This is a genomic window from Chitinophaga niastensis, from assembly GCF_003014755.1.
GTDB classification, from domain to species: Bacteria; Bacteroidota; Bacteroidia; order Chitinophagales; family Chitinophagaceae; genus Chitinophaga; species Chitinophaga niastensis.
The window spans coordinates 299,838-323,620 of sequence record NZ_PYAW01000002.1; the positions used below are offsets into that span (position 1 = coordinate 299,838).

The following is a 23,783-nucleotide window of genomic DNA, read 5'->3' on the forward strand; positions in this document are numbered from 1 at the left end:
AAAATCAGATTATTTTAAATGAGAGATTTACGGCATTTCTCAACTGTATAATTAACCTTACTTTTGTACTTTAACCAAGAGGCATGATAGAAAATAACGAACTAGCTATGAATATAGAAAGCCGGTTGTCATTCGAAGAGTTCCGCAAGGAGGTGTTAAATGACTACAGGTTGGCCTGCGATAGCAGGGAGGTTAGTCTGCTGGCCCGTAAGGAAGTGCTTACAGGTAAGGCAAAGTTTGGCATTTTTGGAGATGGTAAAGAGGTGGCGCAGATAGCAATGTCCAAATACTTTCAGCCCGGCGACTACCGTTCCGGTTATTACCGCGATCAAACTGTTGCGTTTGCCACTGGTATCGCCACTCCCGAACAATTCTTTTCGCAGTTATATGCTGATCCGGACCTGAAAAACGATCCGTTTTCCGGTGGACGGCAGATGAACGCGCATTTTGCCACCTCTAATATTGATAAGGATGGTAACTGGCGCAATCTGACGGAGATGAAGAACTCCGCAGCTGACATCGCACCTACTGCAGGTCAGATGCCACGTGCACTGGGATTGGCATATGCCTCTAAAATGTTCCGGGAAGTAGAAACGTTACATCAGTTTAAAGGATTGTCTGACAACGGAAAGGAAATATGTTTTGCTACTATCGGTGACGCCTCTACGTCTGAAGGTCATTTCTGGGAAACCATGAATGCAGCAGGCGTACTCCAGGTACCACTGGCAGTATTTGTATGGGATGATGGTTATGGTATTTCCGTTCCCCGTAAATATCAGACTACAAAAAATTCTATCAGTGCAGCACTGGAAGGCTTCCGTAAAAAGGAAGACACCAATGGCTTTGATATATATAATGTAAAGGGCTGGGATTATGCCGGCATGTGTGAAGTGTTTGAAGCAGGTATCCGCAAAATGCGCGAAACCCATGTTCCTGCATTGTTTCACGTAGAAGAGATTACACAGCCGCAAGGCCATTCTACCAGCGGTTCTCATGAACGTTACAAAAGCAAGGAACGTCTTTCCTGGGAGAAAGAATTTGACTGTAACGCCAAGATGCGCTCCTGGATCATTGAAAATGCTTTATGTGAAGAATCTGCGCTGATCGAAGTAGAAGCAGCTGCCAAAGTGAAAGCACAGGAAGCCCGTAAGGCAGCGTGGGAAAAGTACATTGCGCCGATTAAAGAAGATGTGCAGTCATTCATCTCCCTGGTAACCCCTGTTGCTTCAGTAGCCGGTGCCGATACTGCTATGGTTAATCTGGCTGTCCGTGATTTGCAGCATAACCGTGAACCACTGCGCAGAGATGTACTGAAAGCCGCCGCTATTATTCTGCTGAAACATAAGCATCTGAAAAAAGATCCTGCCGTACAATCATTACAACAGTTCTACGATCAATATCTGCAGGCAGGAAAAGAAAATTATAATACCTACCTGTATGCTACCGGTGTAAACTCTGCTTTGAATGTACCCGTTGTTCCGGCTATCTACGAAGAAGATGGTATTACTGTAAATGGGTATGAAGTACTGAATAAATATTTTGATCAGCTGATTACCAACAATCCTAAAGTGTTTGCTTTTGGTGAAGATGTTGGTAAGATTGGTGATGTAAACCAGGGCTTCGCCGGATTACAACAGAAACATGGTAAAGATCGTATTGCTGATACCGGCATACGTGAACTTACCATCATGGGACAAGGCATTGGTATGGCATTGCGTGGTCTTCGCCCTATTGCTGAAATCCAGTACCTGGACTACCTGTTGTACGGCTTACAACCACTCAGTGATGATGTGGCCTCCCTGCAATACCGTACCAAAGGCATGACCTATTGCCCGATCATTGTACGTACCCGCGGCCATCGCCTGGAAGGTATCTGGCACAGCGGTTCTCCAATGGGCATGATCATCAACTCCCTCCGCGGCATGTATGTATGCGTACCACGTAATATGGTGCAGGCAGCTGGTATGTATAATACCCTGTTACAAGCCAACGAACCGGCACTGATGATTGAATCATTAAACGGTTATCGTTTAAAAGAAAAATTGCCTGCCAACCTGGAAACGTACACCGTACCATTAGGCATACCTGAAATACTGCAGGAAGGAACAGATATCACCCTGGTTACTTACGGTTCTATGACACGCATTGTGGAAGAAGCGATGGTAACATTAAATGAAATGGGCGTTTCCTGTGAACTGATAGATGTGCAGACTTTATTGCCTTTCGATATTAACCACAGTATTGTAAAATCACTGGAAAAAACCAACCGCATCCTCTTTATAGATGAAGATGTACCTGGTGGCGGAACTGCTTATATGTTCCAGCAGGTGATGGAAAATCAGGGTGGTTATCGCTGGCTGGATGTAGCACCACGTACCATGAGCGCACAGGCGCATCGCCCTGCTTATGGTTCTGATGGGGATTACTTCTCCAAACCAAACACCGAAGATGTAGTAAGAGTAGTAATGGAGATGATGGAAGAATAACATCCTCATCTACCTGAAAAATATAAAAAGGCTGACCATTGGTTAGCCTTTTTTGTTGCGTTTTTTTCTGCTGAAAGAAGTACTTTGTTTACAGAAACCAAAATCCACAGTAAACAATGAAACAAATTCCTCTTCTTTTGCTGGCCTTGCTGATTGCAGTCGGGTGCGCAAAATTCAACAGTGAACTTCAGGCCCAAACAGGGGCTAAGCCTTTGTTAGCAGTAACGGATACCATAACGTTGTTTAGCAACGGTTATGTGTACCCCGAAGATCAATATGATAGTTATGGCAGTATTTTTTCAGAAGGCCTTGTATCATGGAAGGATTCCAGCGGTTTTACGCGGGTGTTCTTCTATCCGCAGTCAACCGGAAGCATCAGCGTTTCTATTCGCCTGAAGGCCCCCAAAAATGCCAATACGTTGAAAATACGACTGGACAGTTCCGGTACTATTTATAATGTGGTGGTGAATAAAACATCCGATTACATCACCTTGAATGTTGGCAACTTCCACATTTCCTCTTCCCGTTATCATTGCCTGGAAATAAAAGCCGCTACTAAAAACGGTTATCTGCCCAATGTACAAGCTGTAATAATCACCAGTTCGCTTGGTTTAAAATATAACCGTAGTCAGTACAGAGGTGCACCAGCAACACATTTATCTTATCCTGTTCCGCATGATAGCGCCATCGCCTGGTTTTACAATGAAATATATGTACCTACAGGCGCAGACCCGTTATATTCATATTACATGGTCAATGGCTTCGGAGACGGCTACTTTGGTATCCAGGTAAATAGCCCCACAGAAAGACGCGTACTCTTTTCTATCTGGAGCAACTTTAACACCGATAACCCCAGCCAGATTCCTGCCGACTACGCAGTGACCCTGGTTAAAAAAGGAAGCGATATTACAAGTAATCCTTTCGGTAATGAAGGCTCCGGCGGACAGAGTTACCTGAAATTTCCCTGGAAAACCGGTAATACGTATAAGTTATTAGTGCATGCGGAAGCAGCCGGTACACACACTATTTATACCGGTTATTTTTATGCACCCGAAACAGGTTCGTGGAAACTTATTGCACAATGGAATAAATCCAAAACCAATGGAAAGCTGCTGGGTGGCTTGTATTCTTTTGTAGAAAACTTTTCTGAAAATGGTAACGACTATTTTAAAGCCCGTTACGGTAACCAATGGGTAAGAACAGTAAATGGTAACTGGATAGAACTGAACAAGGCTGCTTTTACCACTACTGCCGGTGAGTCTGTTCATCAGCGATATGATATCGGTGCTGGCCTGGAGAATAATTTCTTCTACATGTATAGCGGTGGTTTCAAAGAAGCAGGTAACAGCGTTGGACAATCGTATCAACGCCCAACTACCGGCACACCGCCTGCTGTAAACCTGGCTACATTGCCCACAAATTGATCTTATAATAGGCGAAGCCACCGTATCGGCATGAATCTGCTGATGCGGTGGCCTCTGTTAAAATTAAGCAGTTGATAGGCTTAGTAGTATTGCTATTATGGCGGTGCAAAGGTGTGGGATTTTTTGAATGAATGATGGGCTGGGAGAGGAGTTAACGATTATTTCATGTAGAAAGGATTCATGCATTGTAGTGCCAAAGAATAATCACTTGTAATGAGCAATTATAAAAAAGGGCAGCACCTTCGTGCCACCCTCCAAAATCATACACCCAAAATGTAATAAAATTTATACTTCCTTCTGCATCTTCGCACTACCTCTTCCAACTCTGTCGTTAATTCTGCGAAGGTTAAAATAAGTTTCAGAAAAAGTATCGTCTGTAACAAGACATTCCATTAAATCGTCCAGTACATCCAGTTGCTCTCTGGCGGCCTGAATTATTTCAGGAATAGTGTCAGTAGCTGTTTTTCGGGTGCCGGCAATCACATTACGCTGCGCCGAAAGAGGATGTGCATCGGCTACCAGTTTTTCTATATCAGTTATATCCTGTTCTGTTACACTATAGCCTTTTAATGCCGGTAATGTTTCTTTCGCATGTTGTATAATGCGGGTACAACGTTGCAGCATTAATTGCTCTGTGGTATTTTCCAATGTGGAATAAGGAAAATTAACATCCTGTAACATCACATTATTCTTAGCTGTTTTTGCATAAGCACGAAGTTTCAGACTTAACTGATAAACGGCTTCCCGCAGCTTGTTAAGGTGTTGATCTTTATTAAGTGTATGCCCCACAGTATTGTTTTGTTCCTGCAACTGAGATTGAAGCAGTAGTGCATTTACGTTGATACGAAAGCTGTCTACTATTGGAATAACAGGTTCCAGTTGTTGCCAGGTGGTTGGGAATTTATCCAGGTGCGTCAGTACAGCCTGATACATACCGAGCGTGTTTAATTGCCTACGGTCCATATTAGAGGTTGTTTAAATGGTGAACAAAAATCAATCATTAACTGATTTATTTTGGGTGTTAGATTTTTTAAAATTTATTTTGGTCTAAAAGTGGGTCAAGGTAGGAATCCTAATTTCGCATATATGTGACAGTCTGCAATATGCATAATTAATTTTAACTACAAAAAAATATAGTAGATTAATTAAGAGTACTTTCTATGTTCGTCATCTTCCTAAAAAATGGGGTGAGTAGATTGTTTATGGTGGCAGGAAAACAATTAGGAGTTGTAAGCTGACAGTCTAGCAGTGTAAGCAGGTATTTAAGCAATGTAAGTATGCATTCAAGTAATGTAAACTGACAGTCCAGCAGTGTAAGAGAGCATTTAAGTGATGTAGCCGGTAGGTCTGGTAGTGTAGGCGGTTATTTATGAATCTTAGTTTCATATTTATATCTTATAAAATACTACAGCTTTGGCTACCCCCTTTTACCTTCTTCGTAATGAAAGTGTTCCTGACTAGCTGAACTAAATTTACCTATAAACTCAGGACTCGTGTGCTCTTTCTTTTTAGGAGAAAAAAACTCATTCTCAATCGCCCAATGGTAAACACCAATATTAACCGGATAATTCGTTAAAGTACCTGTCAGTTTGTTTGTACTTATCCATTCTTCAGCTTTCTTTATATCATCAAAAGCACCACTTGCAAAGCGGCTATCGGCTCCATTAAAAATCCATATATTTTCTATCATAAGATTATGTTTTATCTATTATCTTGAAAAAGGATTAATTGCCATATTACCTAGAGTATATCCTGCATCCTTTGACTCTTAAACACCTGGAAGATATATCTTTACTACCAGAGGGAAATAAAAATTCATTTTTAATCTTGATGATAATGCTCAAGATTCAACATAATTAAATTAAGTTTATTTAACTTCTCTAAAAATTTTCTCACCAGAAGTACTCTTTGCTGTGCGCAAAGATTCTTTCCCTTTTACAACAGCTCGTGCAGATGATAGTTTCTGTCTGTAATTATATTTAATTCTTCCATCCAAAAAATTGCCCCCAAATAGTGTCTAACTTTTTGGGGGCATACAAGCGATACCTGCGGCTTCTCTATTGCGATTCATTGTTATATCAGTTGAACCTCAAGTATTATCCTTATGGGGAGCTTAAAAAATAATGACATCACCTGAGATAATTCAAATCTAATCCCTTTAACCAGCTTGTCACATCTCCTACTTTTACATCATCTAACTCAAGTAGTAGATATTCAGGATATTGGACTCTTTGATGTTCAGGATGTACAAGAACAATTAGTCTATCCCGATTAACGATTAAAAAGCCATAACAAAACCTTATAAGGTAACCTATAGAGTCATTGGCTAAGCCGGTTGTTTCTACAACAATAACTTCATTATTATCCAACTCATTCAAGATTACAAAGACAAGTTGCTCATAAAAGCTATTATCACTTAAGGACAGGTCCGGAAGATTAAATCTTTGCCTCAGATAATCGATTCTAGCAGGATTAAATTTCTTCTTACTTATATAATTAGAAACTTTTAGTGCTCCCATAAAAAAAGAGTTAATATGAGAAACTGGCATTTGTGACGTAGGGAATAATCGACTTTGGATTCCAGGTACAGATGTTAAGATCATATACAAGCACCCATAGGTCAATTGATTTTTCACCTTGTATTCATCACTTTCTATTAAGAAACCTCGCATCATTTTATGGGTTTTACTGGAAGATTATATACTTTCACTCCGTATTGTGCAGGATTTGCATGTGTAAAGTTACCATTTTGGATCAGTGACTGAACAAACTTATTGTCTCCCGTTTCAAGTGTATATTGGATAGCAGCATTCATCCTATGATTCCCGTCTGTAATAATAGTTTTTCCTTTATCTATGAAGCCTGCCGCCCCTTGTTCCGTATTAAATACACCTTCCTTCATCTGAGTCAAATAGTTCCCTACTATTGATATACTATTAAGACTTTTCTGCCCACTGTAAATTCCATTCGTTTTAGCATATTCAAGAACTTGTGACTGAAGCACGCCTTCTTTAGCAACAGCTCCTTGTAAACTATTGCCAGTGGCTTGCTCTCCCATTCTTGCGACCATTCCTTCTGCTGATGTGAGCAGTTTACCTCCTATTTGAAAAGCCTTTCCTATAGGAATAGAAGATAAAATACTAATTGAAGCATCCACACCACTCATAGCGTGACCTGTTTGCAGATCCTTACCGGTAACTAAAGCCTGTGCGCCATTTCCCGCAGCATACACTGGGTTTAAATTTTGATTTACTCCAGCCACAAATTCATTTACTATTCCTGCCGCGTATTGAGCTGCATATTTAAGAGAAGATCCAAACCCCGAGGGGGTAGTCAATGTATATTCCCTTCCGGTAACTAATCCATACTGTTTCTCAGGATCACCAGGACCAGGTTCATCCCCTAAAAAGTCATTATACCTTATCGGATTATCATAGTTAGATGCATACGGACTCCACATCTCCATCTTCTCCATTTTCGGATCTATCTGATTCCATCTTCCTATCTGTGGGTCCAGATTCCTCAGTTGAGCATCATATATATCAAGATCCAGCTCATTCGTATACTCTATACCATTATATTTCTTACGATTCTCCGGATAATTCGCTCCTTTCAACGCATTGGAACTGATCCCCGCCATCGTCAACCCAAACGGATAATAATGCGTTTCTTCCAATATAGGCCCTGTAGATTGCCCCAGTATTATATTATCAAAGAACACATCCTGCGGACTTTCATTACTGGTATATACATACAGAAAACCACTTTTGGTAATGGGCATCTTATCTGTAGCCAGTGACTGTAAATTATCAGGATCTCCCTGTACCTGTTTTACTCCGCTATTGTTGTCTACTAAGTTAAACTGATCATCAAAGAGTACAAAATTTAAGTATGCTTTGGGTTTGTCTGTTTTGTTCTGATTTGGATCTTTATCCTTTAACCGTTGATAATCATTATTAGTAAAATTGGAAGAAAAAGGAGATTGTTGTCCGTTGGTACTGCTGGCATGCACACTTCCCTGGTTGGTACTGGTGGCAAAGACATTTGCCAGGCTGGCAATCATATCTTCTATGGGAGCTGCTTGTTTAGTGTCTTGTGGCGACAGCGATTTATAAAATGCTTTGGCACTGATCTGTACTGTATCACCTGCCATTACCCTGAGTACCAGGGAGGGACCTATTTTATTTCCGCCGCTGTTGACATTCAGTTTAGCTACAAACGCATTATCACCGGCGCTATTGTCCTGTGGGTAGCCAACAGGTTTATTTACCCGGGTTGCTTCTATATTGCTGAAAAGGGCATTTTCTGTAGCGGCTTTGCTGGTTTCCATGGTAGCAGCATACATGCTGAAGTCACTTTGTTCTGTCAGGATCATGCGTACATTGCCCAGGTGGTCTTTTACAAAGTAATCATATACATAGGCTATTGGTTGTCCTGTTTTATAAGTTGCTCTTATCCTGCCTTCTTCATGTCCGGCAAATTGCAGCGTATCATTCTGATAAACGAATCCGCCTATATAATCTGTGGTCGTAATTTTAGCCGGGGTTATTGTATTATCTGTTACTACTTTCTCCAGCTTATTTCCTGCTGCATCATATTTATACTGGATAGCGCCTTTGCCTGAAATAGTAATATTTAGTGGTAGGTTCAGATGATTGTAACTGATAGCGGTGATATTTTTATTGGCATCACTTGTCAGGTTACCATTCAGGTCATAGAGGTAATCGTTATTTCCTGTACCATTTATCTCTTTAAAATCGCCGAGGGTAGAAGATGGATCGTTGGCCTGATCTGCCACTCCCTGCAGTTTATTACTGCTGGGTAAATAAGTATAGGTCAGTTGATCTATAGTTGCACTGGTAACACCTTTCATGCCTTTTTGATTCATGGTGCCTATGTTCCCGTTAGCATCATAAGTTAATCCGCTTACGGAAAAATCCATCTTATCGTTGGTCCAGGTGGTGCTACCTGAATTCTGTTGCGAAAAATCAGCTATTTTAATACGGTTCGCTTCATCGTAGCTATATCCATAAGCGCGACTGATCCCGTCTGATTTACTTTTCCATTTGATGCCCGCTATATTCCCATTATATTGGTTTTGCTGAAAGCCATCATCATAGTTGAGCTCCTGACCAAACCAGTTACCTGTGCTACCTGCTGTATTTACAAAACCTTTGTTGATCCCTGTTAGTGAGCCACGAATATTGTATTCATAGTTCAGTGTTTCCAGTGGAGTGCTGCCTATTACTCCTAGGCTTTTGTTCTTTAACTGACCCAGTTCGTCATAGGTATTAGCAGCAATGAGTCTTTGTGTGCTGGCGTCGTCATTTAATTGTTTGGTTACCTGTGTTAATCGTCCGGCGTCATCATATGCCAGCATGGTAAGCACCATCGTTTGCGGAGTTGCCCCGCTTCTTGGGTTCTTATGGCGTAAATAATTACTAAGCAGTTTCCCATTGAAATTATAAAGATTAGTTACAACATCCTGCCCGCCGCCAACATTATCAGCGATCACCTGGGCAACCCGGCCTTTGTCGGTGTAATAGGTGGTGGTGGTTAACCATTTATCGGTGCCCAGTACTCTTACTTTGGTACCCGTTACCATTCCCGAAGTCATGTTACTTATACCTGTTAACAACTCTGCATAAGGATTACTACCCGCCTGTGGTTTGCCAAAATCCCCGGACTGGTAAGACTGTGCACCTGCAAAGCTATAATCATTATAATAGGTATAGGTTAATGGTGTTAAATCATTGGAAGAGATACCCGGTAACGGATTAGTTGCTGTAATAGTTGTTTGTCCCTCTGTTGTATTAGGATCAATCAATGCATCGAATACACCATTTGTTCCTGAATCGAAACCGCTTTCTATACTAATGCTTTTAGTTGCCTGGTAAACCGGGCGATCATGCGTAGCTACTACCAAGTCTGCAATACCCGGAAAAGTATAACCAATCGTTTGTGAATTAGCAGCTGTATTCATGGATGTTTGTAATGCATCCTTGGTGGCACCGGAATTATACAAAGCGGTCATGGAAGGCCGGTTAAGTGCATCGTAGAAAGTAACCAGCCATTGCGGGGTTGTTCCCGTTCTCAGGTTCCCATCTCTGCTGAACACAAGTCTATCTCTGATGTCATATACCAGTTCTGTAGAATCAGCTCCCGGTATCTTTTTTACTATCATCCGGTTGCGTCCATCATACCTGTATAGAAAACATAGCTCTTTTACAACATCAGGTGTCAGGGTCCAATTGCTTTTGATGAGTTCTACCGCTTTGGGAGGGATTACACAGCGAAGGTTGCCCAGGTCATCATATACATAGTAGGTGCAAAGCCAGTTATTATGGCCGTCTGCAACTTGCGATCCCAGTTCCACTCTGTTCATAACCGCCCGTCCTTCTTTATCTTTAAAAGCGACTACGCGGTAACCACGTTCATCTGTGCTTACATTTTTATATAACTGACCCGGATCATAGCTACGGGTGCTAACGGGTGTTATACCAGTAGCCGGCATATCCCACACACGCACGCCATCGCCTGCTGTATTTACCTGGTAGTCCTGTATGACAGGTCGGTTTCCTCCGCTACTGGCCCAGTTATTACCGGGAGAATAAGTTTTAAGCACCCGGTTTAACGGAGAAGCTTCATATTCAACCTGGCTGTAAAATATTGATTCTCCTTTAACACCGGGATTCAACACTGCATTCTGATAAAATGTCTGTTGACTGTTGAAGGGATCTGTTTTAAACTTGCCATCATTGGTATTACCTGACTGCTGTGCATAGGGGAGATACTTAAATTGCTCCCTGCCAAATGGGTCGTAGATGACAGGTGTCACCATATCAACACCCTGAGGACTGATCTTTTTGCTTACGGTTTGTAGCGGTCTGCCTAATCCGTCGAAATATTGGGTGGTTTGTTTTACTTCAGCTACAGTGCGACTGCCAGCAGTTACTATTGCTGTATCAGTAGTGGGCATAGAAGGTTCCCAGGCACGGACATAGTTAATAGTACCATTGGTATAGGCGCTTTGTGGGATAACCGGTGTAGCCCCGGGCCGGGTACTGTTACCCGGAAGATTCTGGGCTGTTAACGAGGATGCATATACGATCCCCAGCAATACTCCGGATATCTTTTTTATGTTGAGATAAATATTTAACATATCATGGGGGTTTTAGGGTCGATGAATTATTGGGTTATTGTAGCCTGGTATTGGTAATCATATTGTTTAATGATTTTACCATCCTGGTCTGTTATTGTTTTAAGTCGCCCTAATGGATCATAAGAATAATAAACAATCTTATTCTGTGCATCACATTGACTGTTAATACCTACCAGGGGAGCATAAGTATAGGTAGTCATCTGAGCAGAAGAAGGATAGAGCCGCAGTTCATCGATGAGCGCAGTTCCGGCAATAGTGAGATTATTATTTACCGGGGTAAATTTATATTCATATTCTGTCCACCCCATGCGCTGTGTTTTTGCTGTAGCTTGCACCCCATTGATATTTACAGTACCTCCTTTTGCCCAAAAAGTAATGATGTATTCTACATTGAGCGGTAATGCGGGTTGTGTGATACTGCCGCTGCTCAACGAATAGGAATATAAACCGGTAATAGCATCTGTACTGTTACGCTGGTTGCCGGATACTATCCATCCACCATTGTTATCTGCTTCAAAGCTGGTGTACGAAACGCTTTGTTTCCCTGCATTAACAGTGCTGGCAACCATCAAACAACTATTGTAATCCCATAAATAACTGTTTACAAATCCATCTTTTACAACTTCCTGTACATTTCCATAAGGATCAAATCCTGTAATGTCATATTGCGTTTTTAAAGGCTGTCCTGCCAGTTCTGTTACATACCTGTATGGTTGTACAATGAGATTATTGTTATCCTGGAATTTATAATCTACTGTATTATGTGTTTGCACATTTCCGTTCCTGGATGCAGTAACATCTGCAGGCAATGCTATATTATTACGGTTTTTTATAGTGTCGGATAATGCATTTGAATTAAGCTCCCAATAGTATTTGAAAGCCGAATTTAAGGTTTCTCCTTTGCTGGATTGGCTGATGCTTTCTTTGATAAGCGTATAAGGTGTGGTGTTATAGTTATTTGTTACAGAAGATTGTAAATACCCGTTTCCATTAAGCGCATAATCCGTTTCCATTGTAGAAAGCAGCTTTTTCTGCTGAAAATAGATCGGGTAATTATTTATATAGTATGCTCCGAATTCAACTGGTTGAGGTGGTTCAAACTGGCAGGGAACGGTGTATACTTTTTTTACATTATAGTTATCCACTATCCGCTGATAGTTTTCTTCATAGGTCTTCTTAATTATCTTCTGGACAGTCCTGTTAGCTGTATTTTTATCAACAGCATAATAAGTAGTTAAAGTATCTCCAATTAAAAAATCAGGAAGGATCCCATATGGTGTGTTAGCGATAGAACCGTTAATTACTCCGGGATACAGGATGGAATTATATTTATACCGATATTCCACTGACCGGTCTATATTATCTGCCCCGGTCACTGTTTCTATCACTGATTCATGATAACAGGTATTACTGCCGGATACTGTAGTAGGGGTATTTGTATTATTGGTGTGCACAAGATATGTGCAAGACTCGGAACCGAGACAATCCTGTGTATTCGTACAGCTTATGAATGCAGGAATATTGGAAGACTGCATATATTTGGGATCCTTGAGAATCCGAAATGTTGAATAACGCCCATCTTCTTTATACATATAATTATAACTCTTTTTAACAGCTGTATTGGTGATGTTATCACAGTTGGTGATAGCAGCTACACTTACTCCTCCCAAAGGAACATCGCGATATAATGTTTCTGGTTTTTGAGAAAAATACTTGATGCCTACCACTGAGCTGATGACGGCACCCTGGGATAATATCCTTATGTCGTAGGTACCTGAATCCAGTTGTATATCTGAGGCAGTCTGCCCATTATTCAACGGCATATAAGTTCTGGTATAAACCGTTATATCACCTTGCTCCCGGCTGTATATGTACAGTGTTCCCTGGTTACGCGTATTGGGCTGATTAGGATCGGTACTTGTTACCTTGAAATCAACATTGATGGTTTGTTTGTAGGGAAGTGTGATAACACCATTATTCTCCTGTACAGTATTCAGGCCGGTACCGATTACGCCGGCGCTGTACACCGCTTTGTGATCATCAATATATTGCTCTTTCGTTTTGTTGAAATCATAAGTAATAGTGTCATAACCACCTGTTGGATATACCACCTTGTTTAATAAGCCATACTGCATTTTTTTTGTATCGGGTGTACGATCACCAAATCTTGCAGGATACCCTAATAAGTAATAGTCTGATTGCGGATATTGATCAGTAATACTGGTTAATAGATAGGGGTTATCTTTCCCGTTATTATATCCATAAAAATCCTGGGAACCGGAAAGACGTGCAGGCAGGGCATTACCCTGTAAATAAGAAAATGAATAATTATAGGAAGGTGTGGTACTTTCGAAGGATTGGGTAATATTAAGCTTATCCAGTACCAGGCGGTAAATTAGTGTTGAATCCAGCATGCCGTTATTCCTAAGAAAAGTGCCAAAAGAAGGTGACTTAAAATAGGTGAAACTAAATCCTGCATGCCTGATAATATCACCTTTATTGTTAATCAGTGAAATGTCTGTCAGTGTGGCCCCTCCTGTTATATCCTTTCTTATCACATCATTCGCGTTATAATCAAATCGAAGGTATCCGTTCGTGAAATTTATTTGCGTTAGTAGTTTACTATTTATCGTCTGATTGGTAAAACAATTATCAAAGGTGCTGGAGTACTTCGGGCAGCCAAAACCGGAAGAACCATTAGTGCATGCCCATAGTGTAGAGGCCATGACAATAGATTCTGTTTCACTTACATCTACCAGGTATGAATGATAATTATCCATGTATTGAAATGTGATGGTATCTTGTCCGGGCTGAATGATACTGGACAAATACCAGGCATTGCCAAACTTTTTAGCCCTGCCGGCAGCTCCGTCTGCACAATAGGTTCCAACTTTAGTAAACGTAGAAGTATCACATACATTGAAGGAATAATGGATTCCTTTTTCATCGATAATTTCAATACCATTTCTGATGGAAGAAAGCGATGTAACAACTTTATAATTTTTGTCTTCCAGTAAAATAGCCTTTCCGTCATTTCCAAAAATGAACTTACCGGAGATCATACCATTAACGGAAAAATCAAAAACATCACTCTCTTTGTCAATAGCATTATTGAGATAATCTAATGTAGGTCTGTCAACACTAAAAGTTGTTTTTGTGAAATTGTTCATCTGAACAGATGACCGCTCTTCATCAGGAAGTCCAAAGCAGGTTCTGTTAACTACTCCACCATAGTTCAGGCTCCATCCTAAGCCTGCGATACCAGCTAATTCATTAACCTTTATCCCATTGGAGGCATAATTTAATGTAACAGGTAAGTTCAGAAATCTTGACTTGATGTTAAAGAGAGGAATACCAACATTGGGTGTGCCGGATGCCAGATTAACATTAACATCTCCTCCTTTATTTATAGTAGCAGCATTTACCGGTGGTGGGTAAAAGGCATTTGGATTAAAATTATAGTTGGTTCCACCAGGGGATGTTGCCGTTAGCGTTCGTACCTGCGAAAAAGCAGGATTAATATTTCCGATGAGCATGGAGGCCAGACAAACAAAAAATAATATGGTTCGTTTTATTTTCCGGGAGAGAAATTGATATATCATATCTATGGGATAAAAAAGGTAAATATTGTTCATCTATATTATTTATTTTAAAGAGAATACCTAAAACGTGTACACTTTTAAAGTGTCCAGGTAGCTGTTATAAACGTTGCCAGAACTGGCCATGGGTAGCTTACGGGAAAAATATTTAGCTGGTAGTTGCTGTAGATGCCGGACAGTACTATCCTGAGCAGATACTGATGTATAGAGAAAAATTAAAAAAAATACAGGTACTGAATAAAAATACTTCATAAGGGTTCAACAAAAAATTACTACAATGTACACGTCCTTAGGCGGTGCAATATAAAACTATTTCATTTATTCTGATACCTATATCATTATAAATCGCTTGTTACCAATGTATTAACAATAAATATAAGGTGTCGCTACGCAGTGTATATACTAAGTGAAATAGTTATTCTTAATAAAAATCACCCACCTTCTTTTAATACATTTACACCCAAAAATAACACCCATGAAAAATATAGTAGTACTGGATGGCTATGCACTTAACCCCGGCGATCTCGATTGGGCCCCGTTAAAGGCCCTGGGTAATGTTACTATTTATGATCGTACGTCTGAAAAGGATGTAGTGGAAAGAGCAAAAGACGCACACATTGTGCTTACCAATAAGACCATCCTGCATGCAGATAATATCAATCAGTTAAAGCAACTGGAATATATAGGGGTGATAGCTACCGGTTATAATGTAGTGGACATCGCAGCTGCAAAGGCAAAAAATATTCCGGTAACCAATGTACCTGCTTACGGTTCTGCCTCTGTAGCGCAGATGACGTTTGCCTTAATCCTGGAGTTATGTCAACATACAGGTTTGCATGCAGATAGTGTGCGGGCAGGAGAGTGGAATAGCAGTGTTGATTTCAGTTACTGGAAAATGCCATTGATGGAGTTATCCGGAAGAACGCTGGGGATAGTGGGTCTGGGACAAATAGGGCAGGCAGTAGCACGTATTGCGCTGGCATTTGGTATGAAGGTGATCGCGTCTCACAGGCATCCGGAACGGCATAAGATGGAAGGGGTAACATTTGTGGAGTTGGATGTTTGTTTCCGGGAAGCGGATATAGTATCGTTGCATTGCCCGCTGAATCCGGAGAATAAAGCGTTTGTGAATGCGGCATTACTGAGTACCATGAAGAAAACTGCTTTCCTGGTAAATACCAGCCGCGGGCCGTTGATAGAGGAGATGGATCTGGCAGCAGCATTGCAGCAGGGTGTGATTGCCGGTGCAGCGCTGGATGTATTATCTGTAGAACCTCCTGCAGCAGATCATCCACTGGTGACTGCACCTAATACTATTATCACACCTCATATTGCATGGGCTACACAAGCAGCCCGCGGAAGGTTAATGGATACTGCCATTAAAAATGTAGCTGCGTTTTTATCCGGGAAACCGAAAAATATTGTGAACCAGGTATAACCCATCGCGGCAATAAATTTGTTTTATTGTTAGGAATCATAAGTATACAGGAAAAAAATGCCAACGGGTTACTCATCTTTTTGAATGAATAAGAATGAACAAGGCGGAATAACTGGATATACTGAATGCAAAAGTTATTAATATTCCATTTACATTTGATTAAACGTAAAAAATACCCTAATTGTCAGGGGCAACAACTAAAATCTTAATTGTTTAACTTTCAAAAACCGACGTATATGCAGCAAGCAAGCATTCTTCTGGTGGAAGATGACGTATTCTTCGCCAAAGTAGTGAAAAGACATCTTGAACGTGCGGGTTATGAAGTTAGCTTGTGTGAAGACGGTGAAGAAGGCTTGGAAAAATTCAAGAAAAACATCTTTGATCTTTGCTTGCTTGATGTAGTAATGCCCAAAAAAGACGGATTTCAACTGGCGGAAGACATCCGCTTAATGGATGAGAATGTTCCAATCATTTTTGCATCTTCCAGATATATGGAACAGGACAAACTGCAGGGCTTTGAATCAGGTGCAGATGATTATATAACCAAGCCCTATAATATGCAGGAACTGTTATGCAGAATAGAAGTATACCTCAAACGTAGCCGCCTCCTGAATAGTGAAAGAAGGATTGTTTACACAATGGGCAAAATGATATTTGATTATACCCAGTTCAACATAAAACATAAAGATGCTGATTCCCATGTTCGTATGGCCCCAAAAGAGGCGGAACTACTCCGCTTCCTCTGCGAAAATTCAAATAAAAAACTGAAGAGAGATGAAATTCTTGCCAGCATATGGAAGCAGGAAGATTTCTTCGCATCACGTGTGATGGATGTGTACCTGACGAGATTGCGCAAGCATATTGCACAGGACCCATCCCTTAAACTTGAAACCTATCATGGAAAAGGGCTCATGTTTATTGCCAACGAATTGGATCGTTCACACAAGATCTTCAAAGCTTAATTGTTTTTGGTTTGAGTAAATTAACACTATCCAATGAAAAAACGTCCGCCTTATGGCGGACGTTCTATTTATAGGTGGTTATGCTATTATTATTTCAGATTGTAGAACACCTGCTGCACATCTTCATCCTGCTCTAAACGATCTATCAGCTCCAGCACTTCTTTCGCCTGTTCATCATTCAGCTCCACAGTAGTGGCAGGAATACGCTTCAGCTCTGAGCTGATCACTTCTATTCCTTTATCATCCAGCGCTTTGGCCATATTACCAAATTCAGTGAAAGCAGCACGGATAATGATATTGCCTTCGCTGTCTTCACCTACTTCTTCCAAACCAAAATCTATCAGTTCCAGTTCCAGGTCTTCCAGGTTCTGGCCGGTATTTTTTATCTTAAACTCACCAACACGATTAAACAAAAATCCAACGGAACCACTATTACCCAGGCTTCCACCACCTTTTGTAAAGTGCATCCGCAGGTTAGCTACGGTACGGGTTGTATTGTCAGTAGCAGTATCTATGATTACAGCCACACCATGGGGTGCATAGCCTTCGTAAACAACTTCTTCGTAATCGGTTTTGTCCTTACCCATGGCACGCTTAATGGCCGCATCTACACGGTCTTTAGGCATGTTTACACTTTTTGCATTGAGTATGCAACGACGGAGTGCAGGGTTATTATCCGGATCAGGACCAGATGCTTTAACAGCAATGGCAATTTCTTTTCCAATTCTTGAAAATGCTTTCGCCATTTTATCCCAGCGGGCAAACATGGTCGATTTTCTTACTTCAAATATTCTTCCCATTTGGAGTGGTATATAATTGTTGGTTACTTGTAAAAATAGAACGCAAAAATAAGAGATTATAAATAAGTCATGAAACACAAAAGGTGAAAAGTGAAAATGATTAACATTTTCGCTTTTCACCTTTTGTCTAAAAAACTTATAATCAATTATTTATCAAGTAGTTTACGAGCCTTACTGTGTTTCACACTGAAGCGGAAGTAGACAATAAACCCAATTCCCAGCCAAACAAACAGTCTGCTCCAGTTTTCCCAGCCAAGGCTCAGGATCATGGCCAAACATACCAATGCGCCTAAAATAGGAACAAATGGTACCCATGGTGTTTTGAAAGCACGAGGTAACTCAGGATTGCTTTTTCTCATTACGATTACCCCTATACAAACCAGCACGAAGGCAAACAAAGTACCGATACTGGTCATTTCACCCACTACGTTATCCGGAATAAATGCAGCAAAAAGAGATACAAATCCAAAGAACATCCACTGTGAACGGTAAGGAGTACGGTATTTAGGATGCAGCTTGGCAAATACGGTAGGTACCAGACCATCATTACTCATGGAATAAAATACCCTGGTTTGTCCCAGTAACATTACCAGTATTACGGAAGAGAAACCCGCCAGAATAGCAACAGTAATGAAAGTAGATAACCAGCCATAACCAGGCATATAGGTATCAATAGCATAAGCTACGGAAGCCTCACCACCTGCTTTCAAGAAGTCCTGAAAAGGTGCAATACCGGTAAGTACATATGAAAACAGGATATACAATACGGTACAAATAGCCAGCGATACCAGGATACCTATAGGCATATTCCTTTTAGGATTTTTTGTTTCCTGAGCGGCAGTAGATACGGCATCAAAACCAATGAAAGCAAAAAATACCACACCAGCCCCTCGCAATACCCCGGCCCAGCCGTGATTCCAGAAATCTGCATAATTCACCACCTGTCCGTTATGCATGGTTACTGTACCTGCATTGGCAGAAATGGTAAAAGGCGTATGGTTGGCAGGGTTGATAAAATGCCATCCAAGGAAGATGAACAATAAAACGATGGTAACTTTTACGATTACAATAACATTGTTTACAATGGCAGATCCCTCTGTTCCCCTGATCAGCAATAGCGTAAGCAACAGCAGGATAAAAATGGAAGGGATGTTCATGATACCATGTACACCCAGGTCAGATACCTCAAATGGACTATGGCTCCACTGGTACGGTATGGTTACATGAAATACACTTGTTAGCAGTTTATTCAGGTACTGCGACCAGCCAATGGCCACTGTAGCTGCACCCAGTGCATATTCCAGCACCAGATCCCAGCCAATGATCCAGGCAACAAATTCACCCAGTGTAGCATAGGAATAGGTGTAGGCACTTCCCGCAATAGGAATCATGGAAGCAAATTCTGCGTAGCATAAACCTGCCAACGCACAACCTATAGCGGCAATAATAAAGGAAATAGTTACTGCAGGACCAGCATGTTGACCAGCAGCAGCAGCTGTTCTTACAAAAAGACCTGCACCAATGATGGCACCAATTCCAAGGGCAATCAGAGAGCCAGCCCCCAGCGTTCTTTTAAGACCTTTTTCTGATTCTGATGCTTCAGCAAGTAAAACAGATAGTTGTTTCTTAGCAAAAAGTTTGCTCATAAGAAGTTGTGTTGTGGTTGATGTTTTAAGGTAGTTTAGCTTTTTGTTGTTTTTTGTCGATCGCCAAATATAATATCTAAAATCAAAAGCATATACTTTTATTTTACCCTTTAAGGCTCATCTTAAGCTGCTTAACCTTATTTTTGGGAAATTTTCAGGTTACAACTCAAATTATTTACAAGTAGAAAAATTCTGGCTCAGCATGAAGAAATCATCGAATCTGCTCACATTATACATTTTCATTGCCATGATAGTGGGAATCGGCACAGGTTACGCCGTATTCACCATCTATGGTAATGCAGGCACACCTCCACCACTTCCTGGTGCGCCTGTTACGCAGGATACCCCGCAGATTTTCGCTGATAACATCTCTATTCTTACAGATATCTTCCTGCGCCTTGTTAAGATGATCATTGCCCCCCTGGTGTTTTCCACCCTGGTGGTTGGTGTGGCCAAACTGGGCGATATCAAAGCCGTAGGCCGCATTGGAGGGAAAACGATGCTGTGGTTTATCAGTGCAACTTTTGTATCATTGTTTCTCGGTTTAATATTGGTGAACCTGATGAAGCCAGGTTTGTCGTTGCAACTGCCTTTGCCAAGTGAACATGCGGCTACCGGTATTGAAAAAGCCAATATGACCCTGAAAGGATTCTTTCAGCATTTGGTACCTGATAGTGTGGTCAATGCAATGGCACATAATGAAATATTACAGATCGTAATATTTGCTATCTTCTTTGGGGTGGCCGCTGCGGCCATCGGAGAAAAAGCGATGCCGGTAGTAAAGCTGCTCGACAGCGTAGCATACATCATGCTGAAAGTTACCGGCTTTGTAATGAACTTTGCTCCCTTTGCAGTATTTGGCGCTATGGCAGGTATTGTCGCATTAAAAGGCCCCATCGTTTTAGTCACTTACGGGAAGTTCATTCTGCAGTTTTATCTCGGATTATTCAGTTTATGGATAGTAATAGCATTAGTAGGATGGCTGATATTGGGTAAATCTGTATTCAGGCTCCTCGGACATATTAAAGATCCCCTGTTACTGGCTTTTGGTACTGCCAGCAGTGAAGCTGCTTACCCACGTACCATGGAAGAACTGGAGAAGTTTGGCTGCGATAATCGTATTGTAAGTTTTGTATTACCGCTGGGCTACTCCTTTAACCTGGATGGCTCTATGATGTATATGACCTTTGCCAGTTTATTTATTGCACAGGCCTATGGTATGCACCTGAGCATTGATCAGCAGATCACGATGTTATTGGTATTGATGATCACCAGTAAAGGTATTGCAGGTGTACCACGCGCTTCGCTGGTGGTAATTGCCGGTACGCTGTCTATGTTCCATATTCCGGAAGCAGGCTTAATACTGCTGCTGGGTGTAGATCATCTCCTGGATATGGGCCGTTCTGCTACCAATGTAATCGGTAATGCAATGGCTACCGCAGTTGTTTCCAAATGGGAAAACAAACTGGGGCCCGGAGAAGCTACTAATGCCTAACTTAACATATGCGTAACAGATTAATTCTTATTTTACCGATTCTGAAATAGAGTATTTAGCATGGACCAGATTATTGAGTTATTTAAACACCTCATTAATCCCTTGTGGATTATTGAACATGGTGGCCTATACCTGTTGCTGGCGATTATTTTCGCAGAGACAGGCCTTTTTATTGGCTTCTTCCTACCTGGAGATTCCCTGCTCTTTGTAGCAGGTATTTACAGCGCAGCCCTTTGCCATAGCTTCTTTGGTTTGCCTTTTGTTGCTATCATCGTACTCATTGCTATTGCAGGGGTGCTGGGAAATATGGTAGGATTCTGGTTTGGCAAAAAATCAGGTCCGATTATGTTTAAAAAGAAAGATACTTTCTTCTTCAAGCAAAAACATCTGCACCAGGCACACGAATTTTTTGTGAAGTATGGTGGCGGTGCTATTTTCTTTGCCCGTTTCCTTCCTATCGTCCGCACTTTTGCACCTATTGTGGCAGGGATCGTGCAAATGGAAACCAGGAAATTCATGATGTACAATATCATTGGTTCCTTTGCATGGGTATTTTCTATGATGCTGGCAGGTCATTACCTGGATAAGTTTTTTCCTAATCTGAAAAACCACCTGGAGCTGATCATCCTGGTGTTGGTATTGGTAACCACTTTACCGGTAATACTTAAACTGGTATTTGGAAAAGTGAAACACCACCATGATCACGATCACGGACATCCGGAAGTGAAAGAAAAATCTGATTCTACTTTATAAATTTTGTGTATAAAAAGGGCCGCTATGGCCCTTTTTATCTTTATCCCCGTTATTATCTATATCAACCAAACCAACATGAAAACCGACAATCGTTCCGTTTCTATTTTCAATATAGCGGTGATAGTAGCATCGCTGGGCTATTTCGTAGATATTTATGATCTCTTGCTGTTTACCATTGTAAGGGTCCCCAGCTTAAAATCACTCGGGTTGCCGCAAAGTGAAATCGATGCCGGCGCCGGTATGTTGCTCATCAACATACAAATGGTGGGACTACTGATTGGTGGTATCTTCTGGGGTATTATAGGAGATAAAAAAGGACGCTTAAGTGTATTGTTTGGTTCCATCCTCATTTATTCTATCGCTAATATCGCCAATGGTTTTGTGCATAGTGTAAATGGATACGCGTTATGGCGGTTTATTGCCGGATTTGGTCTGGCAGGGGAACTGGGAGCAGGTATTACACTTGTATCTGAAATATTACCGAAAGAAAAACGGGGATATGGTACCATGATAGTTGCTACTGTAGGCGTTTCCGGCGCAATAGCTGCTAACCTGATTGCAAAAACAGTGGGAGACTGGCGCGTTTGTTATTTTATAGGAGGTGGATTGGGACTGGCTTTGCTGATACTGCGTGTAAGCGTTATGGAGTCGCATTTATTTAATGCGGTAAGAGCTTCATCGGCTTCCCGGGGTAGTTTCATGGCGCTGTTTACCAATAAACAACGGTTTCTTAAATACCTGAAATGTATGTTATTGGGCACGCCCACCTGGTTTGTAGTGGGTATTCTCATTGCCTTTTCAAATAAATTCGCAGTAGTCATGAATGTGAAGGGCACCATTAGTCCGGGAGATGCAGTGGCTTTTTGTTACGCTGGCCTGGTGTTGGGAGATTTCTCAACCGGTTTAATCAGTCAGTTATGGAAAAGCCGCAGAAAGGTGATGTTGGTATTCCTGGTGTTAACGGGCATTATGGTAACAGTGTATCTAAATCTGCATGGTGCTGAAACGTGGGTGTTTTATACCGTATGTTTTGTGTTGGGCTTCAGTGTTGGGTTCTGGGCAATTTTTGTAACCATTGCAGCTGAAAGCTTTGGCACAAATCTTCGTGCTACGGTGGCTACCACGGTACCCAATTTTGCGAGAGGCATGCTGCCATTGATATCCATCTTGTTTATCAAGGTACAGCAATACTTTAGCTTCTTACAAAGCGGGGCTATTGTTGCAGTGATCTGTATTGGTATTGCACTCGTCACTGCCTGGAAAATAGAAGAAACATTTGGTAAAGATCTGAATTACCTGGAAGAGATATAATTAATGATAGTTTTCCAGCATTTTGTCCAGCAGCTTATTCAGCTGTGAGATTTCTTTTTCGTTTAATGATTTGAAGGTATCGTCCAGGCGATTGATTTCTCCATCAATCACTTTCAGGAGGTCGAGCCCTTTGGCCGTAATGCGTACATCTACTGCACGTCTGTCCATTTCGCAGCTTTTGCGTTCTACCAGGTCTGCTTTACGGAGTCGTTCTACCAGGCGGGATACATCACTCATTTTGTCCAGCATTCTTTCTTTCAGCACATTAATACTGGCTGCTTTGGGGTGTTGTCCACGCAGGATACGCAGAATATTGTACTGCTGCATGGTGATGTCATACTGTTTAAAAAATTGCTGGTGGCGCGAGGTGATCCAGTTTCCTACAAAAATCAGACTCACTAATCCGCGCTGATTGTCATTTTCAAACGCTTTCTGTGTAATTAGTTTTTCCAGGTTAGACATGTGTTCAGAGTTAAACTAAATTTTCTCAAACGGTTTGGAAGTCTTTCATTTATACCGTTTTAGCATATACGATATGCAGCAGCAAAATTACTAATCTTTTTCAACACTAATTAACATCGGGAAAATTGTCTTGCTCAGGATTCGCCTGATTATGATGATTACCCCGATTATTTTTATAATTAAAAAAGATTAGCGAAGATATAAGCGAGCATTTTAGTCACTTTTATCTTCGCTAATCTATTCAT

General features: G+C 41.2%; 15 protein-coding genes. 7 read left to right on the forward strand and 8 right to left on the reverse strand.

The window, feature by feature from the left end; genetic code table 11:
- The first annotated feature begins 83 nt into the window (after positions 1-83).
- Both CLV51_RS09830 and CLV51_RS09835 read left to right on the forward strand, forming a co-directional pair.
- Positions 84-2,486, forward strand: coding sequence for an alpha-ketoacid dehydrogenase subunit alpha/beta (locus CLV51_RS09830; protein WP_106527867.1), 2,403 nt, complete (start codon positions 84-86; stop codon positions 2,484-2,486).
- Positions 2,487-2,602: 116 nt separating this feature from the next.
- Complete coding sequence (locus CLV51_RS09835; RefSeq protein ID WP_106527868.1) at positions 2,603-3,910, forward strand: DUF3472 domain-containing protein; 1,308 nt, start codon at positions 2,603-2,605, stop codon at positions 3,908-3,910.
- A 285-nt stretch (positions 3,911-4,195) separates the two neighbouring features.
- On the opposite strand, the gene CLV51_RS09840 is transcribed toward CLV51_RS09835, so the two are convergent.
- From CLV51_RS09840 to CLV51_RS09860, 5 genes are all read right to left on the reverse strand, one after another.
- Positions 4,196-4,873, reverse strand: coding sequence for a hypothetical protein (locus CLV51_RS09840; protein ID WP_146151261.1), 678 nt, complete (start codon positions 4,871-4,873; stop codon positions 4,196-4,198).
- Positions 4,874-5,327: 454 nt separating this feature from the next.
- Positions 5,328-5,600, reverse strand: a complete 273-nt coding sequence (locus CLV51_RS09845) for a DUF7710 domain-containing protein (RefSeq protein WP_106527870.1) — start codon at positions 5,598-5,600, stop codon at positions 5,328-5,330.
- Between the two features lie 439 nt (positions 5,601-6,039).
- Positions 6,040-6,585 (reverse strand): hypothetical protein, encoded by a 546-nt coding sequence (locus CLV51_RS09850; RefSeq protein ID WP_106527871.1) that lies wholly within the window; start codon positions 6,583-6,585, stop codon positions 6,040-6,042.
- A complete protein-coding gene (locus CLV51_RS09855; protein WP_106527872.1) occupies positions 6,582-11,072 on the reverse strand; it encodes a DUF6443 domain-containing protein in 4,491 nt (1,496 codons plus the stop codon). The genes CLV51_RS09850 and CLV51_RS09855 overlap by 4 nt, the downstream gene beginning before the upstream one ends.
- A gap of 26 nt (positions 11,073-11,098) precedes the next feature.
- On the reverse strand, positions 11,099-14,674 hold the full coding sequence (locus CLV51_RS09860; RefSeq protein ID WP_146151262.1) for an RHS repeat domain-containing protein: 3,576 nt from the start codon (positions 14,672-14,674) through the stop codon (positions 11,099-11,101).
- A gap of 472 nt (positions 14,675-15,146) precedes the next feature.
- Between CLV51_RS09860 and CLV51_RS09865 the strand changes: the two genes are divergently transcribed.
- Positions 15,147-16,109 carry a D-2-hydroxyacid dehydrogenase gene (locus CLV51_RS09865; protein ID WP_106527874.1) on the forward strand — a complete coding sequence of 321 codons (963 nt, stop codon included), beginning with the start codon at positions 15,147-15,149 and terminating at the stop codon, positions 16,107-16,109.
- Between the two features lie 236 nt (positions 16,110-16,345).
- Entirely contained in the window at positions 16,346-17,071 is a 726-nt protein-coding gene (locus CLV51_RS09870) for a response regulator transcription factor (protein WP_106527875.1), read from the forward strand.
- 89 nt (positions 17,072-17,160) lie between these two features.
- On the opposite strand, the gene CLV51_RS09875 is transcribed toward CLV51_RS09870, so the two are convergent.
- Together CLV51_RS09875 and CLV51_RS09880 are read right to left on the reverse strand one after the other, a co-directional pair.
- Positions 17,161-17,871 (reverse strand): YebC/PmpR family DNA-binding transcriptional regulator, encoded by a 711-nt coding sequence (locus tag CLV51_RS09875; protein WP_106527876.1) that lies wholly within the window; start codon positions 17,869-17,871, stop codon positions 17,161-17,163.
- A 146-nt stretch (positions 17,872-18,017) separates the two neighbouring features.
- Complete coding sequence (locus tag CLV51_RS09880) at positions 18,018-19,517, reverse strand: amino acid permease (protein ID WP_106527877.1); 1,500 nt, start codon at positions 19,515-19,517, stop codon at positions 18,018-18,020.
- Between the two features lie 202 nt (positions 19,518-19,719).
- Between CLV51_RS09880 and CLV51_RS09885 the strand changes: the two genes are divergently transcribed.
- Genes CLV51_RS09885 through CLV51_RS09895 form a run of 3 tightly spaced genes read left to right on the forward strand, consistent with a single transcriptional unit; the run spans position 19,720 to position 23,076 of the window.
- Positions 19,720-21,012 (forward strand): dicarboxylate/amino acid:cation symporter, encoded by a 1,293-nt coding sequence (locus CLV51_RS09885; RefSeq protein WP_106527878.1) that lies wholly within the window; start codon positions 19,720-19,722, stop codon positions 21,010-21,012.
- Positions 21,013-21,072: 60 nt separating this feature from the next.
- Complete coding sequence (locus tag CLV51_RS09890; RefSeq protein ID WP_106527879.1) at positions 21,073-21,765, forward strand: DedA family protein; 693 nt, start codon at positions 21,073-21,075, stop codon at positions 21,763-21,765.
- Between the two features lie 24 nt (positions 21,766-21,789).
- Positions 21,790-23,076, forward strand: coding sequence for an MFS transporter (locus CLV51_RS09895; RefSeq protein WP_245898675.1), 1,287 nt, complete (start codon positions 21,790-21,792; stop codon positions 23,074-23,076).
- On the opposite strand, the gene CLV51_RS09900 is transcribed toward CLV51_RS09895, so the two are convergent.
- Positions 23,077-23,538, reverse strand: a complete 462-nt coding sequence (locus tag CLV51_RS09900; RefSeq protein ID WP_106527880.1) for a MarR family winged helix-turn-helix transcriptional regulator — start codon at positions 23,536-23,538, stop codon at positions 23,077-23,079.
- Between the last annotated feature and the right edge of the window lie 245 nt (positions 23,539-23,783).